The sequence below is a fragment of the Nocardia jiangxiensis NBRC 101359 genome (assembly GCF_000308615.1).
Classification (GTDB): Bacteria; Actinomycetota; Actinomycetes; order Mycobacteriales; family Mycobacteriaceae; genus Nocardia; species Nocardia jiangxiensis.
The window spans coordinates 522,014-537,351 of the sequence record NZ_BAGB01000041.1; the positions used below are offsets into that span (position 1 = coordinate 522,014).

Consider the following 15,338-nt stretch of genomic DNA (forward strand, 5'->3'; position numbering starts at 1 on the left):
TCCGCAGGCACGAGCCGATGGGCATGTACGAGCCGCGCCTTCGCCTGCCGCTTGACCGCACAGATGGTCACCGGACAGTCGATGTGCCACTGCATGATCCAATGCGCGAGCTCTGTCGACATCACCGCCAGTGGCGAATGATCCGTCGGCGGAAGCATCTCGGCCACGCCTCATCACCCCGCCGCCGTCTCGGTGGATGCCCACGCGCACAACGCATCCCGGACACGACGGATCAGATCCGGCGTCGGATCGTCAACCTCCATCAGAACACGCACATTCGAACAGTTCACCGGCAATGCCCGGTGGGCACCGGATGATCGCCGAGGCAATGCACGGTTCGGCCGCGATTTCAACATGGCTCCGCCCCTTCACTTTTCATGGTGTCGATTTGGGTTCCCGGACGGGGAAACACTTCGCTCACCGACCTGCGAACCGAACGTCGCATGCTCGGGTACGCTCTGGACCGAGCCGCACCCGAGGGCCAATTCGGTTGAGTGGCTTCTCGATCCATTTTCCCTGTCGCCTGGGTGTCTCCAGGAGACCATTGGACAAACCGAGATCTCAAGCGCACCATGCAAATGCATCGCAAATTTTCCGAAACCCCAGAGCGGTTCGCAGCGTTCCACCCGATTCTCAGCACCGTGCAAACCGCCATCGCTCACCATGCAAACGGAGGGACCGTGACGACGAACGACAGCAGCGATGACAACTCGACCACATTGCCGCGACGGCAGCTGGGCCAATACCTCAAAGAGAACCGGTTGGGAGCCGGTCTGAAACTCGAAGAGGTTGCACCACTGATGCAATGGTCCGCGTCCAAACTGTCACGTATCGAAGCGGGCAAGTCCCCCAACGTGCGAGTTGTCGATGTCGAAGCGCTGTGCAGGATTTACGACATCGAGGATGCCGAGGTGGTCGCTGGACTCATCGGCCTGGCGAAACAGAGCGCCGGGAAGAGTTGGTGGCAGGCGTATGACGACATCATCAGCGGTAATTTCGATCTCTACGTAGGGATGGAATCCAGCGCCAAACACATTCAGATCTTTCGGCCCGACATGCCAAGTGGACTGTTCCAAACAGCTGGATACGCCCACGGTGTCGACCGTGTCTACTTCCCATCCATCACAGAGGAGGAGTTGGCTCGCCGGATCGAACTGAAGACCAAACGGCAAGCATTGATTACTCGCAAGACCAATCCGGTCACAATCGAACTGATAATCCAGGAAGGCGCTTTGCGCACCGTCGTCGGCGGACCCGATGTAATGCGCGATGAACTTCTGCACCTGGCGAATATGCCGATCAACGTGACCGTGAGGGTCTTACCGTTCGAGGTGGGGTTTCCCGCTGGTCTCCCTACCGGCCCATTCACCATTCTGGACTTCGGCCAGGACGCAAAGGGGCGTGACGTGTCACCCACCGTGGTCTACATCGAGTCCTACGCTGGTGACATGTACTTGGAGCGCGCCAAGGATGTGGGAAGGTATCGTCAGGCGTACAGCGTCATCCAGCAATCGTCGCTTGACGTTGCATCCAGCAAACGCCTGTTGAGGCAGGTAGCGAAGGAGTTTCGAGCGTGAACGTCGACTTGTCGAGCGCCAAATGGTTCAAGTCCAGCCGCAGTGGCGGCGGCAAGGACTGCGTTGAGGCGGCCTTCCTCGATGGTGGTCTGGTGGGTGTGCGCGACTCCAAGAACCCGACAGGCCCCGCACTGGTCTTCACCCCGAGCGAGTGGGACGGCTTCACCGCAGGCATCAAGGGCGGCCAGTTCGACCAGTCCTGAGCAGCGAATAGACCGCAACGGCCCGATTCCGACATCTCGGAACCGGGCCGTTGCCATATCTACATCAGGGTCGTATCTTCAGGCACACCAACAGGTTCCAGCCAAGGGGGCACGATGAACCTCAGCGACGCACCATGGTTCAAGAGCAACTACAGCGAGCGCGGCAAGGACTGCGTCGAAGTTGCGTTCTACGGGAAAGGCGCAGTCGGCCTGCGTGATTCCAAGAATTGGACGCCGTCACCACCGGACTGAACGGCGATATGTTCCAACGTCCCGAAACAGACATCTCGTCGAAAACGGTTCGTAGAAATACGAGTAGTGCCATTACGAGCCCCATGAAACCGAATGCTCAGCGGTGACCGGAACACGCCATCCGTATATGGGACATCTGTCGACCACACGCGTTCGCTTGTTCTATGGTGGTAATCGCCGATCCTCGGATCGGCCGAAATCACAACCCCAGTTGAATTGCCGACGCGGTCAGTCAGATTGAAACCAGTCCAACTGCTATCCGATAGCTATGGCGCTAGCCCGAGCTCGATCCGACCAAACACTGCGCGAATGTGTTCAGAGGGGCACAGCGGGGAACTCTCAACTGGGCAGCCGATATTCGCACCGACACGGTAGTACCCGTGCAGGGGAGGAACTATGGCAGATCGGGTAGGTGTCCAGCCCGCCGACGTGCACGCCGCGGCGGATTGGCTCACGTCATCGGCACGTGAATTCAGCGACGATCTCACCCAGCTGATGCGTCAGGTGCACGGGTTCATCGGTAGTGAGTGGACAGGACCAGCGGCTGGATCTCACCAGGACGCGTGGTCCGATTGGGAGCAGGGCGCACGCGAAGTGATCGCAGCCCTGGAACGTGAAGCGGGGGCGCTGCATTCGGCCGCCTATGGGCGATCGAGAACCGCGTCACCGAACTCCATGTCGACCAAGGCGTTCTACATCACGCGATCGTCAGCACCTTTGAGCAAGCATTATCGAGCGCTACCCGAATCGTCTGAAGCAATTGGAGCCGGATAGATGATCGAAGCAGAGTACAAGGCGAGGCTTACGAAACCCGATGCGGTTCGAGCAAAATTGAGAGACCTGGCCCAGTCGGAAAGTGAATCATACCGGGATGTCTATTTCGACACCGAAGACAACAACCTCGGCCGAGCTGGACAAGAGTTCCGGCTGCGAACCATCAGCGGCGCAAACGGAACTCGCCATCTACTGACCTTCAAGGACTCCGCCGTCGACACCGAGACAGGTTCCAAGCCCGAGTTCGAGACCGTAGTAAGCGAGCGAGAACCGCTGGAGGAGATGATCACACGGCTCGGGTACGCACCTGTTATCGAACTGACAAAACACTGCGAGAACTTCCGGTTCGCCAGCGCGGGCCACGATCTGCTGGCAACAGTCGTGACAGTGCCTGAAATCGACGGTACGTTCCTCGAACTGGAGACACAAGCAACCGAAAACGATCTCCAGGCGGTACTAGCCGATCTGCGGACAGTGCTGGCTGATCTTGGAGTGTCGAAGGGGGAGTTGACCACGGAGCTGTACACGGATGCGGTCGCCGAAGCGCGCAAACAATCGATGTGAATCAGAAACCACTCAATTACATGAGGACTGGGTGAACCATGAGCGAAGACAGCGATAACGAAATCCTGGAGATGCTGCACACCTGGACACGCAGCCTCAGCCCGGAATTGGCGGCATTCATCCGAGGACTCGGCACACTGGAACCCGATATTCGCCCACTGATCGCCGAGCACATCCATGACTACGACGAGATCCTGCCCAGCCTGCTCATGGCCGATATCGCTCGATGGACCAGCCGCACCGCACGGGAGAACGCTGATCCCGCCGTGCGACTGGACCCTCTGCTCACACGGCTGGAACAAGCCTGGGGCGACGGACAGAATGCGGTCTCGGATCTGATCGCCACCTCGTTCGTGGAAAATGTCTACGACCAGCCGGAGGTGGTCCGATTACTCGGTCCGAAACTGACACGCTACTACCGCATCTATACCGGTCAGGCCCATGCGGATGCGAGCGAGAAGCGACCAATTCCAAAGGTTGTCAAGCAGATCGCCCGAAAACTGAGGCGGTCATGAGCTACCTGGACGATTGGGAGGAACACCTCGAACGCAATATCGCCGAGATCCGCAGCAACGGTCGGCAATTGAGCAAGGCTGCGTCAGCCGTACGAGGTCGCAGCGAAACACGCGGCGTGACAGTCGAAGTCGACGCCAGCGGCAACATAACGAACCTGCAGATCGCACCCGGCGCGATGCGCTGGACCAACACGCAGCTGACCAACGCACCGTTGGACTGCCATCGCAGAGCCCGTAACGAAGCACGAACCAAAGTCGAACGACTCGTGCGCAACGCAGACCCACGAATCCAACAGCAGGCCAACCGATTACGGAACAATCGCACCGATCCGGAGCCGTCACGGCGACCGATGACCGAGGAGGAGATCCAGGCAGCCGACGATGCCTACTTCGAACGCATGAACCGTAGGGGCTGGCGTCCGTAATCTGCCGAATGGTTCATTTGCGCGGTCGATAACATTCACCAGAGTCCCCGACAGGAGCCAACATGCCGACCGAGCACGAAGCCAAGATCCTCGACATCGACCCCGAGACCACCGAACGCCACATCATCGACAAGGGTGGTCGCAAACTCGGCCAACGGTTCATGCGCCGCTACGTCTACGACATCACCCCCGGCGACGAATCCAAGTGGATCAGACTGCGCGACAACGGAAACAGCACCACACTCGCCGTCAAACACATCACCAGCGACGCCATCGACGGCACCAACGAGGTGGAGGTGAGCGTCGACGACTTCGCCACCACCAACGAACTTCTCGAGCTGATGGGCTTCAAGGCGAAGTCCTACCAGGAAACCCGTCGAATCAGCTTCACCCTCGACGGCGCACAACTCGAAATCGACACCTGGCCGCACATCCCGCCCTACCTCGAGATCGAAGCCGCCACAAAGGAAGACGTGCTCCGAGTCGCCGCCCAACTCGGCTACAGCGAATCCGACCTCACCGGCGAGAACACCATCAAGATCTACGCCCGCCACGGCATCGACCTCAACACCGTTCGCGAGCTTCGTTTCTGAGTAGTTCTCTGGACCAGGGACGTTGCGGCAGCACGTGAATACCGGGTCCGGCACAGACATCGTGATTTACCGGTTCGGAATGTGAAGGGGCGGTTGATAATTCATTAGGTCGCGGCCGTTGGTGGCAGCCCTTGGGAGTCCTGTCGGACGGCGGCTGCGTCCTCTGCGGAGGGCAGGCGGTTCAGCAGTGTGCGGACCATGGCGGGGACCTGGAAGTCGAGTTCTGCCGGTATCGGGCGGTCGGCTGTGAGATATCGCCGCACCGCGGCGTAGGGCAGGTCGACGACGGTGAGAAGGATCGTCGCTGTCGGCAATCCGGTTGCGTCGCGTAACGAGTGCACGAGTGCGCGGACGGCGGCATCCCATCGAGCCGTTTCCGCCGCACGCTCCTCGCGCGCGGCGGCGGGCCAGTTCTGCGGAGCGAGGTGGTGGGCACCGGCGAGCAGGACCTGCGCGTCGAGCGGGCTGCTCCGGCACCACCGCACGATGTGACCGGCGATCGCGGCGGCCGCCTCGACGGGATCGTCCTGGTCGAGCAGGACGTAGGCGTCCCGGTGCAGGTGCTCGATGGCTCTGTTCCACAGGGCAGCCAGCAGTGACGGCCGGTCGGCGAAGCGATGGTAGACCGATCCGCTCGGTGCACCGGATTCACGGATCACCGCGGACATCGTGACCCCGGCGGGGCCCTGCGTGGCCAGCAGTCGTGCGGCAGCGTCGAGGATCGCCGCGGTGTCGTGTACGAATCTCACCACGCTGTAGAGAGTACTCTCCAGAACTCGTTGTAGAGTGAAGTCTCTACAACGAGGAGAGGCCGGCCATGACCATCACCGCCGAGGACGTTTACCGACTCGCTCCGTTCGTCCGCACTCTCGGAGTGGAGTTCTCCGAACTCACACCCTCCGCGGTCACCGCCCGCCTGACCCACAAAGTCGAACTGTCGACAACAGGGGGTGGCCTGCACGGTGGTGCCCTGATGGGGTTGGCCGACGCGGCCGCCGCAGTCTGCGCCGCCCTCAATTCCGCCCCGGGGGCGCTGCCCGCGACGACCGATTCGACGACGCATTTCCTGCGTCCGGTCCACGGAGCGGCGCATGCGGTCGCCGCGCCGATACGCGTGAGCCGCACCGCGGTGGTGGTCGGCGTGCAGATCGCGGACGAGTCCGGCGCGCTGTGCGTTCATGTGATCCAAACTGTGCGGACACGCGTCCCGCAGCCGGCCGCCGCAGCCAAAGAAGAGTGATCCCAGGAATTCATCATGAGGCACAACCGTTTTCGCGTTCCTGCCGCTGCCGTGGTGGTCGCGACGTGCGTCGTCGCGGCAGGATGTACCGGGCAGCGGTTCACGGCCTCGGATGTGCGGGTCCCGACGCCGCACGCCGGCTTCGATTATCAGATCGGCGCCGCATACCGCCCGCCGTCCGGAGCCACTGTCATTTCGCGTGACTACACGGCCGAACCCGTCGCCGGCCTCTACAACATCTGTTATGTGAACGCCTTCCAGGCCCAGCCGGGCGCCGAGAGCGACTGGGGCGACAATCTGTTGCTGCACGACGGGAACGGCACTGTGGTCATCGATCCCGGCTGGAACGAGGCGTTGCTCGACCTGACCACCCCGGACAAGCGACAGCGAATCGCCGACACGGTGAACGGCTGGATCGATATGTGTGCCGACAAGGGATTCCAGGGCGTCGAGCCGGACAACTTCGACAGTTACACCCGATCGCAGAACCTGCTCACAGCGGACGAGGCGCAGCAATACATCCGGTTGTTGTCGGCGCACGCCCACGACAAAGCTCTGGCGATCGCGCAGAAGAACACCGCCGAACTGTCCGGCAACCACCGGCAGAACGGGCTGGATTTCGCGGTCGCCGAGGAGTGCGCGGAGAACGACGAGTGCGGCGACTACGCCGATGCCTTCAGCGACCGCGTGGAGGTGGTCGAATACACCGATGACGGTCTGGCCCAGGCATGTTCGGGTTTCGGGGATCGTCTGAGCATCGTCGAGCGCGACAAGCAGGTGTCGGCGCCGGGCGACAGCGAATACGTCCGCAGGACATGTTGAATCCGGATGAGGTCAGCGGCCGGTCGTGCCGTCGATCAGTTCGCGGAGGATGTCCGCGTGGCCGGCGTGGCGGCCGGTCTCCTCGATCATGTGCGTGAGTGCCCAGCGGACGGTGGGAGCGGGACGGCCCGGTCGCGGAACCGGCGCGCCGAGATCGGTGCAGTGGTCGAGGATTTCGTTGGCTTGCCCGACTGCCTCGCGATAGCGGGCCACGACGTCGGTCACGGCGTCGGTCGGTGCGGCGTGGAACGTCTTCTGCCAGTTGGTGACCGGGTCCCCGAGAAATATCGAGCGCTCGACGAACGTGAGATGCCGGAGCAGGCCGAGCAGATTGGTGCCCGAAGGCACCGCGGCCGTTCGTACCTGCGGTTCCGGGGCGTCCTCGATCTTCGCGACGATCGAGGCCCGCAGATAATCGAGAAAGCCGCGCAGCACCTCGGCCTCGCTGCCGCCGGTCCGGGGTGGTGGAGTGTCGTTGCGGCGCTTGATGGTTGGCACAGTGGTTTCCTTCGCGGGGTGAGGGTCGGACGGTGCGCCAGTCTCATCCGGTGCACCGTGATCTGGCACGAAATATTGCTGTTCTGACAAAATGCGGCCTCGTCGACCCTGTGGTGCCTCGCGGCGGCAACCATCCCCGACTCAGCTGACCCGCTGCTCGGGTCGCGGCGTGATGGGCGATCCGGCCGGGGCTCCGGAGTCCGGCACGCCCGCGTAGTCGGGCAGCTCGACGCCGTTGATCGCGCGCCCGACCAGCTCGGTGAACCATTCGCCGGTGAAATCGGGGATCGGCTCGGCGTCCGGCCCGGGGAGCTCGCGGCTGCGGGCGTTCAACCGGCCGATCTCCTGGTTGGCCTCGACGAACGAGCGCATCCGCTTCTCGTAGGCGGCGAACCCGGCGTCCGGATCCCAATCGGCGGCGGCCAGTTCTCCGGCCAGCAGGTAGGCGCCGACCAAGGCCAGGCCGGTGCCCTGCCCGGACATCGGCGACGAGCTGAACGCCGCGTCCCCGAGCAGCCCGACCCGTCCACTCGACCAGCGGTCCATCACCACCTGGGCGACCTGGTCCAGGTAGAAGTCCGGAGTGTCGTCCAGATGCGCGAGGATGTCCGGGGTCAACCAGCCCAGGCCCGCCATCCGCTCACGCAGCAGGACCTTCTGGGCCGCGACGTCACGGTAGTCGACGTCGAAGTCGGCCGCGGCGAAGTAGAACATGGACATCGCCCGGGTGGCGTCCTGAATGGGGCGCAGGAGGGCCGAACGCCCGGACTCCTGGTACTCGAGCAGCCAGCGGTCCAGCCCGAACTCGTTGGGCACACTGTAGAAGGCCAGCACGTGTCCGAGGTGGCGGAGAAACTGCTCGTGCGGCCCGAAGACCATGGCTCGCAGCGACGAATGCAGCCCATCCGCCCCGATCACCAGTTCGAAGCGCCGCCGGTCGCCGCCCGCGAAGACGACGTCGACCCCGTCCGCGTCCTGGGTGAGCTCGGCGATCCGGTCGCCGAAGATGTACTCGACACCATCGCGGGTGTCCTCGTAGAGCACCCGGGCGAGGTCCCCGCGCAGGATCTCGATCTCCGCGATGAACCCGTCGCCACCGTCGTCTTCGACAGCGAAGGTCTCCAGCACTTTCCCGTCCGCGTCCACGGTGCACGCGCCGGCGGTGTCGGTGCAGGCCGCGCGCACCGCCGCGTCCAGCCCCATGCGCACGATGACATCCTTGGCCACCCCGCGCGCATCCACCGCCTGACCGCCCGGACGCAGTTCGGGAGCCCGCTCCACCACTGTCACCTCGGCTCCGCGCCGACGCAGCCAGTGGGCCAGCGCGGGTCCCGCGATGCTCGCGCCCGCCACCAACACGCGGGGACCGTTCACCCGCTCCCCCTGCTCACCCGTCCGGATCTCGGAGTCGTCGACGCCCATCATTGCCTCCCTGTATTTCTCCCGCGCCGGAACCTCCCAGCACAGGCCCACCGCTGTCGGTGCATTCAGCGGTATCGACTACGGATCCACGCAGAATTCATCGGTACAGCCGAAATCGCGTGGACGCTCCCGCGAACACCCCGAACTCGGCTTCCCGGGCGACAACGCCCGCTGGGCCGGAACGAGCATGTGCGGTTGAGTGATCCGAGCGGGATCCCGCGGCAGCGATCGGAAATCTAGCAACGCTAGACAAGCTTGCGCGCAGGTGTTACCGTTGCTCTAGTTTCTAGCGCTGCTAGATTTCCGGAAAGGGAAACCGAAATGCTCGTTGTCACCGGCCAGATCATCGCCGCCATCGCCGTTCTCGCTAATGCCGTCGTCTATGGCACCGATATCTCCTGTGCCTTGATCACCCGGTCCGTATACCGCAAACTCGACGATGCGACCGTGACCGTGAGTGCGGGATGGGGTCACTACTACGGCGATCGACGCATGCCGGTGTTCGGTGCGGGCGGTGTGGTCACCGCGGTGCTCACGCTGCTGATCGCGCTGTTGGCCGGGCAAACCGGGGCCGCTGTCGCGGCGGGGATCACCGTGGCGGCGCTGCTGACCTGGCTCGCCTTCTACGTCCGCATCGCCAAGCCGATCAATACCCAGCAGACCGCCGCTGCGCAGAGCGGTATCATTCCGGCCAATGCCCGTGCGCTGCAGGACAAGTGGGACAGCATTCTGAAGTACCGGGTCACCCTGCAGTTCATTGCCATCGCCGGACTGTGCGCAGCACTGATCCTGTTCTGATCTCCGAGTACCCACAACTTCCGGCTGATCGCCGGGACACACCTGATATCGAATTCACCGAGGAGTAATCGACATGACCTTCACCACCAATGAACAGCAGTTCCTCGCGGAGGCCGGGATCGGTCGGCTGGCCACGGTGTCGCCCGACGGCGTCGTGCAGAACAACCCGACCAGCTATCGGGTGAACGCCGACGGCACGATCGACATCGGAGGCATGCGGATGCGGGCCAGTCGCAAGTTTCGCAATGTCGAGGCGGGCAGCCGGGTGTCGTTCGTCGTCGACCAACAGGTTTCCTTGGAGCCGTATGTGATTCGCGGCATCGAGGTACGCGGCACGGCCGAGGCGCTCGATGACGAGGAGCCGCCGTTCCCGCCTCAGGAACGCGCGGTCATCCGCATTCGCCCCGACCGGATCATCTCCTGGGGCATCGACGGCGGCTCCTTCGACTTCACCAGTCGCGGCGCCGAATAGTCGAGCAACCTAGGCGATTCGTCGCGAAAGGCAATGGATCACAAGCACTTCGCGATCTGTCTCCTGACGGGAGAAGCCCGGAGCCGCTCAACCGAGCGGCTCCGGGCTTATTCTCATGCCGGTCGGCGGGAGGCGAGGAGCTCGGTGACCGCTTGTGAGGCTTGGATCGCGCGGGGGAAGCCGCCCGGGATGGTGGTGAGGTAGACGATCTCCTTCAGCTCCTCCTCGGTGGCCCCGGCATGCAGGGCGTAACCGCCGAGGATCATCTCGAGCGCGCGAGACCTACCGAGCAGCCTCGGCAGGCGTTGGGAACCGGTCGCCCCCGGCAGCACACCCACCGCGACCTCGAACTGACTCAGCACCGCCCGGCCGCGAGCGGCGAACGTCATGTCACACGAGGTGAGGAACTCGGTGCCCGCCCCGGACGCGCGGCCCTCCAACACCGCGATGGTCGCCTGGGGCAGGGTGCGCAGATCCTCGAACAGCGCCTGTAATGCGTTGAGCTTCACAGGTTTCGGCGGAATGTTCGCTGCCGAACCGAGGAACAGGTTGAGATCGGCGTGCCCGATCAAAAAGTCGGGGTTGGCACTGGAGAACACCACGACGCGGATGTCGCGGTCGGTGGCGAGCCGGTCGAGCAGCCGCCGGAAGTCTGCGATCATGACCGGCTCGAACAGGTTGATCGGCGGATTGTCGAACGTCACGCGGGCAACGCCGCCGCCCTGCGTGATTCGCAGGGTCGTGAATTCGTCGGACACGGATTCCTCACTCTGACAATGGAACTCGAATGCCTGATGGCATGCCTCCACTCTCCGAGGACCACGAGGACGGCAACAGATCGTGTCGCGGGTAGGAGTGCCACACCCAGTCACACCGCGCCGTCGAGGCCAAACGCTTCGAGCACCCCGCCGTCGGGCGGCTGGAGATGACCTACCAGGCATTGGACATCAAAAGCTCACCCGGACAACAACTCGTCGTCGACCACGCCGAGCGCGCCAGCCGGACCGCGAACTCCCTGCGCCTGCTGGCCGGCCTCGCCACCCCCATCGAGACGACCGGCCGATAACCACCGAGCGATACACCCTGCAAGCCAGGTCCGCAGCACTGTCCTCGACGACCTCCTGTACGACCCGGGCGACTATCGACCTCAGCCAAACCATCAGGCGCTCTCCGTGATTCAATCGTTTCGACAACGGAGGTCGGGCTCATGGATCGCATCGATCGCGACGAGGTCGTGCGGATACTGGAGACGGCGATCGATGTGGTTGCGCTGCCGGATACCGACGTCTCCTGGTCGGGCCATGACGAGCCCGCGCAGGTGATCACCGAACTTCGCGACCTGATCCGAAGGATCTCGCCACCAGGTCCCGATTCAGCCACCACGCGACAGATATCGCTGTTGTTCGCACCGACCGGAGCGGTCCAGGAGATCTCGATCAGCAGCGGGTGGGGCGAAGGATTCCTGCTTCTGGCGGAGCGGATGGACCGCGCCCTCGGCGAGATCGAGTGGGGGTGACGGCCACTCGAAATCAGCGGCCGTTCACGGTCTGGCCCGGTCGCAGTACCGTTCCGCACTCCCCCGTCTTCTGGTAGTCGGGCAACAGGTGCGGAAGGACATCGCTCGAATACTCACGCAGTTGCTGGAGTTGCCGGTCACTGTGCACGACGTCTTTGCGGACCCAATCCTCGTCGGGGCTCGAAGTGTCCTGGGACTGCTGGATTCGGTAGTAGTCGCGGGACATCCGTGGATCGATGGTGAGCCCGTTGTGCATCCAAATTCCATGGCTGTGCACGAAAGTGGGCTCGAGGTCCTCGAATACGTAGTCGGCCATGCTGATATCGGCCTTACCGGCGTGGATGTCCGCGATCCGCGCGTCGGTGAGTCCGGCCATATCGATCAGCCGGAGCCGCGATGTCAGCGAACTTCCGCCCATGTCGGGCGCGAGCAATGTGCCCTTGTCCAGCCTCAGGATGTCGGCGTAGCCGTTGAAGTAACGCCCGAATCGAAGCGCGATCCAGCACAGTGGCACATCGGAATTGCCGCGATAGGTCTCGGCATTGCCCGCCCATGCGACACCGGACGGGATCAGCGCGGCGACCAGGACCAGCGCGACCAGTGCCCGGCCCCGCCTGCCCAGCACGGCCAGCACCTCCGCCGCGGAGATCACGACGACGAATGCGGCCAGAGCCCACACCGGTGTGGCGAACCGGAACTGCGCCATCCAATCCGGGCGCAGCACGCAGTAGGAAAGGATCGCCAGCGCCAGCGGAACCAACAGGGCGACAAGGCTTTCACGTCGCTTACTCGCCCAGGCGAGGGCGAGCCCGACCACTCCGACGCCCGCGACAACCGCCGGCGTGCCCGCATAGTGCACCAGGTCCATGCCCCTGGTCAGATCGTGCACGGTCGGCGTCGACTGGTGCTTGGCGACCGCCGTATTCGCCACGAGCCGACCGAACTCGCTGATCCGCCACACCAGATACGCACCGAACGGAATCGCAAATGCCCCAACGGAATACAGCACATGGCGAGGTGCGGTGAGCCAGGTGGCACGCCGAACCAGAAGTACCGAAACCAACGGGTATGCGGCCAAGTAGATCAGACCGTCGGGCCGAGTCAACGCCGCGAACGCCGCCAGCGCCCCGGCTGTCACCGCCACCACCGGGGTCCACAACCGCTCATCCAACACCGCCAGAAACAGGCGAACGGCGAGAACACATACGCTCAGCGCGAACAGTGCGTTCTCCAGACCGGAGAAACACCAGATCACGAACGACGGAATCAACGCCAGCACAACGGCGGTGACGAGCGTGACCAGCGCGGGCCACCGCGTCACCCGTCGCGCGGCAAAGTGACAGGCGACGAGGATTCCGGCACAGCAGAGCAGCCCGATCGCCTTCGGATACAGGACGAAGTCCGGGATGCCGAAAACAGAGCCGGAGTCGAACAGATGGCACCATTTGCCCACCACGAGCACCAGCAGCCACGTGGGATCGGAAAACCCCTCGACGGGTTCCGCCCCGGGCTGCAGCACCGGCCCCAGACCTGCGGCGACGCTGCGCGCGTAGGCGAACGTGATTCCCGCATCGTCCACCACCCAGTTGCCGTACTGCGCCGCCCGCCATGCCAGCAACGCCACGCCGCTCAACACCGCGGCAAACGCTGCCCACCCCGACCGGCCACGCCCGTGCCGCACATCTTCCGACACCCCGGCGGAAGTTTGCGGCCGAGATGTCACTACCTCGATCATTCGTCAGAACCCACGTTCGAAAGCTGTTGCCAGGGAAGGCAACAGCCTTCGTCCACTGGCGATTGTCCATGGACTCCGATTGATCCTGATGCACAGTTGGGCAGCTGTCAATTTGGTTGTCACCAACAGCGGCACGGCCGATGCCCGCGCCGTTCGCGCCGGTGTCGGCCGGAAAACCGTTCCGCTCCCGGCAATCCGCGGGCACTGCATGTGGTGTTCATCACCCGCCGGCCTTCCGAATTCCGTTCTCCGGGTGGGTGTCCGACGAGCCGAGGCGATCGGCAAGCGCCGATCGCCTCCGATTCGCGAAAAGTTATTCGGCAGTGAGCAATTCGGCGGCCTGCGAACCGATGAACATCGTCGGGGCGTGAGTGTGTCCACGCACCAGGACCGGCATGATCGACGCATCGGCTACTCGCAAGCCCTCGACGCCGCGCACTCGCAGCTGCGGATCGACCACACTGCCCTCATCCGAACCCATCCGGCAGGTGCCGGCCGGGTGGTAGAGGGTGTGGGAGTAGCCGTTGAGGGTCTTGGCCCGGGTCTCCTCCGACTCCGGTGCGCCGGGCGCGTCCGGCGGGTAGCACAGGCCGCGCAGCACCTCTCGCATCGCGGCGGTATCGGCCAGTTCGGAGCATGCCTTCAGACCGGCCATGAGTGCGGTGCGGTCTCTGTCGTCGCTGAGATACTTCGGGTCGATCAGCGGCTTGGCCAGCGGATCTTTCGAGGCGAGCGTGATCGTGCCGCGGCTGTGCGGGCGCAGCAGCACCGCGGCCAGGACGACGGCGTGTTCGGTGGGATCCGCGAGACCCTCGTGGAAGAACGGCGCCGGAGCGAAGACCAGCTCCAGGTCGGGATATTCGAGTTCGGCCGAGCTGCGGATGAATCCGTATGCCTCACCGACATTGGAGGTGAGCATGCCGCGATGACGCAGCAGATAGTTCAGCAGCTGGACCGGTTTCTCGGCGTCGAACAGCGAATCGGAATCCACGCGGTATCCCAGCGCCGCGGTGAGGTGGTCCTGCAGATTGGCGCCGACCTCGGGGGCGTGCGCACGCACCTCGATCCCGTGTTCGTCGAGCTGGGCGCGGTCGCCGATGCCGGAGAGCATCAGCAGTTGCGGAGTGTTGATCGCGCCGCCGCACAGGATGACCTCCTTGCGCGCGGTGATCGTCCGCAGCGATCCGCGGTGTGAATACTCCACGCCCACAGCACGATTCCCGTCGAACAGCACCCGGGTCGCGGTCGCCTCGGCGAGCACGGTGAGGTTGTCGCGCTTCATCGCCGGACGCAGATATCCGTCGGCGGTGCTCCAGCGGCGGCCACCGCGCTGGGTCACCATGGTCCGCGTGAAGCCCTGGGGCTCAGGAAGATTCGGCTCCTCCACGGTGTGGCCGCGTTCGGCGACCGCCCGCAGGAATACCGACGTGGACGAGCGCGGGCTGCGCTGGTGGGAGACGTGCAGCGGTCCGGCGATGCCGTGATCGTCGCGAGCGGACCCCTCGACGTTCTCGATGGTGCGGAAATGCTCTACCGCCGAAGCGAATCCCCAGTCGGGCCCGGCGGCCCGCTCCCAGTCGTCGTAATCGGCCTCGAATCCGCGCACCCACATCATGGCGTTCATCGACGAGGAGCCGCCGAAGGTCTTGCCGCGCGGCCAGTACACCGACCGTCCGTCCAGCCCCGGCTGCGGTTCGGTGGCATAGTTCCAGTCGTAATCGCCCTGGAACAGTTTGGCGAAACCGGCGGGTATGCGAATGAACTTGTCCTTGTCCGCCTTACCGGCTTCCAGCACCACCACCGACCGCTTCGGATCCGCACTCAGTCGCGCCGCGAGCACCGCTCCCGCCGACCCCGAGCCCACGATCACATAATCCGCACCGACATCTTCGGTCACCATCGCCGCCTTTCGTACGCCTGGTGAGAAGATAC

Annotated in this window: 19 protein-coding genes and 1 pseudogene; 14 read left to right on the forward strand and 6 right to left on the reverse strand. The window is 63.8% G+C overall.

Annotation, left to right across the window (positions count from 1 at the left end; genetic code table 11):
- Positions 1 to 680 precede the first annotated feature (680 nt).
- The 8 genes from ON40_RS16450 to ON40_RS16475 all read left to right on the forward strand — a co-directional run bounded on the left by ON40_RS16450 (position 681) and on the right by ON40_RS16475 (position 4,903).
- Positions 681 to 1,577: a helix-turn-helix domain-containing protein gene (locus ON40_RS16450; RefSeq protein WP_040824318.1), complete on the forward strand. Its 897-nt coding sequence runs from the start codon at positions 681 to 683 to the stop codon at positions 1,575 to 1,577.
- Entirely contained in the window at positions 1,574 to 1,780 is a 207-nt protein-coding gene (locus ON40_RS16455; RefSeq protein WP_040823349.1) for a DUF397 domain-containing protein, read from the forward strand. Before ON40_RS16450 ends, ON40_RS16455 begins: the two co-directional genes overlap by 4 nt.
- Before the next feature lie 114 nt (positions 1,781 to 1,894).
- Positions 1,895 to 2,032: a DUF397 domain-containing protein gene (locus ON40_RS49870; RefSeq protein ID WP_083895679.1), complete on the forward strand. Its 138-nt coding sequence runs from the start codon at positions 1,895 to 1,897 to the stop codon at positions 2,030 to 2,032.
- A gap of 396 nt (positions 2,033 to 2,428) precedes the next feature.
- Complete coding sequence (locus ON40_RS56065) at positions 2,429 to 2,806, forward strand: WXG100 family type VII secretion target (protein ID WP_083895680.1); 378 nt, start codon at positions 2,429 to 2,431, stop codon at positions 2,804 to 2,806.
- On the forward strand, positions 2,807 to 3,370 hold the full coding sequence (cyaB, locus tag ON40_RS16460) for a class IV adenylate cyclase (RefSeq protein ID WP_040823351.1): 564 nt from the start codon (positions 2,807 to 2,809) through the stop codon (positions 3,368 to 3,370).
- A gap of 38 nt (positions 3,371 to 3,408) precedes the next feature.
- Entirely contained in the window at positions 3,409 to 3,885 is a 477-nt protein-coding gene (locus tag ON40_RS16465) for a DUF7674 family protein (RefSeq protein ID WP_040823353.1), read from the forward strand.
- A complete protein-coding gene (locus tag ON40_RS16470) occupies positions 3,882 to 4,310 on the forward strand; it encodes a hypothetical protein (RefSeq protein WP_040823355.1) in 429 nt (142 codons plus the stop codon). Before ON40_RS16465 ends, ON40_RS16470 begins: the two co-directional genes overlap by 4 nt.
- Before the next feature lie 62 nt (positions 4,311 to 4,372).
- Entirely contained in the window at positions 4,373 to 4,903 is a 531-nt protein-coding gene (locus ON40_RS16475; RefSeq protein WP_040823357.1) for a class IV adenylate cyclase, read from the forward strand.
- Positions 4,904 to 5,007: 104 nt separating this feature from the next.
- Here ON40_RS16475 and ON40_RS16480 read toward each other — a convergent pair whose 3' ends face one another.
- Positions 5,008 to 5,655: a TetR/AcrR family transcriptional regulator gene (locus ON40_RS16480; protein ID WP_063713016.1), complete on the reverse strand. Its 648-nt coding sequence runs from the start codon at positions 5,653 to 5,655 to the stop codon at positions 5,008 to 5,010.
- Positions 5,656 to 5,720: 65 nt separating this feature from the next.
- Here ON40_RS16480 and ON40_RS16485 point away from each other — a divergent pair, with 65 nt between their 5' ends.
- Together ON40_RS16485 and ON40_RS16490 are read left to right on the forward strand one after the other, a co-directional pair.
- On the forward strand, positions 5,721 to 6,143 hold the full coding sequence (locus ON40_RS16485) for a PaaI family thioesterase (protein ID WP_040823360.1): 423 nt from the start codon (positions 5,721 to 5,723) through the stop codon (positions 6,141 to 6,143).
- Positions 6,144 to 6,158: 15 nt separating this feature from the next.
- A complete protein-coding gene (locus ON40_RS16490) occupies positions 6,159 to 6,965 on the forward strand; it encodes an endo alpha-1,4 polygalactosaminidase (protein WP_040823361.1) in 807 nt (268 codons plus the stop codon).
- 12 nt (positions 6,966 to 6,977) lie between these two features.
- On the opposite strand, the gene ON40_RS16495 is transcribed toward ON40_RS16490, so the two are convergent.
- Positions 6,978 to 7,463: a DinB family protein gene (locus ON40_RS16495; RefSeq protein WP_040823362.1), complete on the reverse strand. Its 486-nt coding sequence runs from the start codon at positions 7,461 to 7,463 to the stop codon at positions 6,978 to 6,980.
- Positions 7,464 to 7,604: 141 nt separating this feature from the next.
- On the reverse strand, positions 7,605 to 8,885 hold the full coding sequence (locus ON40_RS16500; protein ID WP_245567830.1) for an FAD-dependent monooxygenase: 1,281 nt from the start codon (positions 8,883 to 8,885) through the stop codon (positions 7,605 to 7,607).
- 321 nt (positions 8,886 to 9,206) lie between these two features.
- Here ON40_RS16500 and ON40_RS16505 point away from each other — a divergent pair, with 321 nt between their 5' ends.
- The gene (locus tag ON40_RS16505; protein WP_040823365.1) at positions 9,207 to 9,683 is read left to right on the forward strand and encodes a hypothetical protein; all 477 of its coding nucleotides are present in this window, start codon (positions 9,207 to 9,209) and stop codon (positions 9,681 to 9,683) included.
- Between the two features lie 73 nt (positions 9,684 to 9,756).
- Positions 9,757 to 10,155 (forward strand): PPOX class F420-dependent oxidoreductase, encoded by a 399-nt coding sequence (locus ON40_RS16510; RefSeq protein WP_040823367.1) that lies wholly within the window; start codon positions 9,757 to 9,759, stop codon positions 10,153 to 10,155.
- Between the two features lie 113 nt (positions 10,156 to 10,268).
- On the opposite strand, the gene ON40_RS16515 is transcribed toward ON40_RS16510, so the two are convergent.
- Positions 10,269 to 10,913: an enoyl-CoA hydratase-related protein gene (locus ON40_RS16515; RefSeq protein ID WP_051193169.1), complete on the reverse strand. Its 645-nt coding sequence runs from the start codon at positions 10,911 to 10,913 to the stop codon at positions 10,269 to 10,271.
- 113 nt (positions 10,914 to 11,026) lie between these two features.
- Here ON40_RS16515 and ON40_RS51865 point away from each other — a divergent pair.
- Positions 11,027 to 11,221 (forward strand): annotated as a pseudogene (locus ON40_RS51865) (MmyB family transcriptional regulator); the annotation flags it as partial.
- 141 nt (positions 11,222 to 11,362) lie between these two features.
- Positions 11,363 to 11,671 (forward strand): hypothetical protein, encoded by a 309-nt coding sequence (locus tag ON40_RS16520; RefSeq protein WP_040823368.1) that lies wholly within the window; start codon positions 11,363 to 11,365, stop codon positions 11,669 to 11,671.
- A 13-nt stretch (positions 11,672 to 11,684) separates the two neighbouring features.
- Here the strand turns inward: ON40_RS16520 and ON40_RS16525 are convergent, their stop codons facing one another.
- Both ON40_RS16525 and ON40_RS16530 read right to left on the reverse strand, forming a co-directional pair.
- Complete coding sequence (locus ON40_RS16525; protein WP_085997734.1) at positions 11,685 to 13,307, reverse strand: hypothetical protein; 1,623 nt, start codon at positions 13,305 to 13,307, stop codon at positions 11,685 to 11,687.
- Positions 13,308 to 13,719: 412 nt separating this feature from the next.
- Positions 13,720 to 15,306 carry a GMC family oxidoreductase gene (locus ON40_RS16530; protein WP_040823371.1) on the reverse strand — a complete coding sequence of 529 codons (1,587 nt, stop codon included), beginning with the start codon at positions 15,304 to 15,306 and terminating at the stop codon, positions 13,720 to 13,722.
- Positions 15,307 to 15,338: the final 32 nt, after the last annotated feature.

Coding starts and splice junctions, on each gene's coding strand:
- ON40_RS49870 (WP_083895679.1), top strand. CDS start 1,895: ATGAACCTCAGCGACGCACCATGGTTCAAGAGCAACTACAGCGAGCGC.
- ON40_RS56065 (WP_083895680.1), top strand. CDS start 2,429: ATGGCAGATCGGGTAGGTGTCCAGCCCGCCGACGTGCACGCCGCGGCG.
- cyaB (WP_040823351.1), top strand. CDS start 2,807: ATGATCGAAGCAGAGTACAAGGCGAGGCTTACGAAACCCGATGCGGTT.
- ON40_RS16465 (WP_040823353.1), top strand. CDS start 3,409: ATGAGCGAAGACAGCGATAACGAAATCCTGGAGATGCTGCACACCTGG.
- ON40_RS16470 (WP_040823355.1), top strand. CDS start 3,882: ATGAGCTACCTGGACGATTGGGAGGAACACCTCGAACGCAATATCGCC.
- ON40_RS16475 (WP_040823357.1), top strand. CDS start 4,373: ATGCCGACCGAGCACGAAGCCAAGATCCTCGACATCGACCCCGAGACC.
- ON40_RS16485 (WP_040823360.1), top strand. CDS start 5,721: ATGACCATCACCGCCGAGGACGTTTACCGACTCGCTCCGTTCGTCCGC.
- ON40_RS16490 (WP_040823361.1), top strand. CDS start 6,159: ATGAGGCACAACCGTTTTCGCGTTCCTGCCGCTGCCGTGGTGGTCGCG.
- ON40_RS16500 (WP_245567830.1), bottom strand. CDS start 8,885: ATGGGCGTCGACGACTCCGAGATCCGGACGGGTGAGCAGGGGGAGCGG.
- ON40_RS16505 (WP_040823365.1), top strand. CDS start 9,207: ATGCTCGTTGTCACCGGCCAGATCATCGCCGCCATCGCCGTTCTCGCT.
- ON40_RS16510 (WP_040823367.1), top strand. CDS start 9,757: ATGACCTTCACCACCAATGAACAGCAGTTCCTCGCGGAGGCCGGGATC.
- ON40_RS16520 (WP_040823368.1), top strand. CDS start 11,363: ATGGATCGCATCGATCGCGACGAGGTCGTGCGGATACTGGAGACGGCG.
- ON40_RS16530 (WP_040823371.1), bottom strand. CDS start 15,306: ATGGTGACCGAAGATGTCGGTGCGGATTATGTGATCGTGGGCTCGGGG.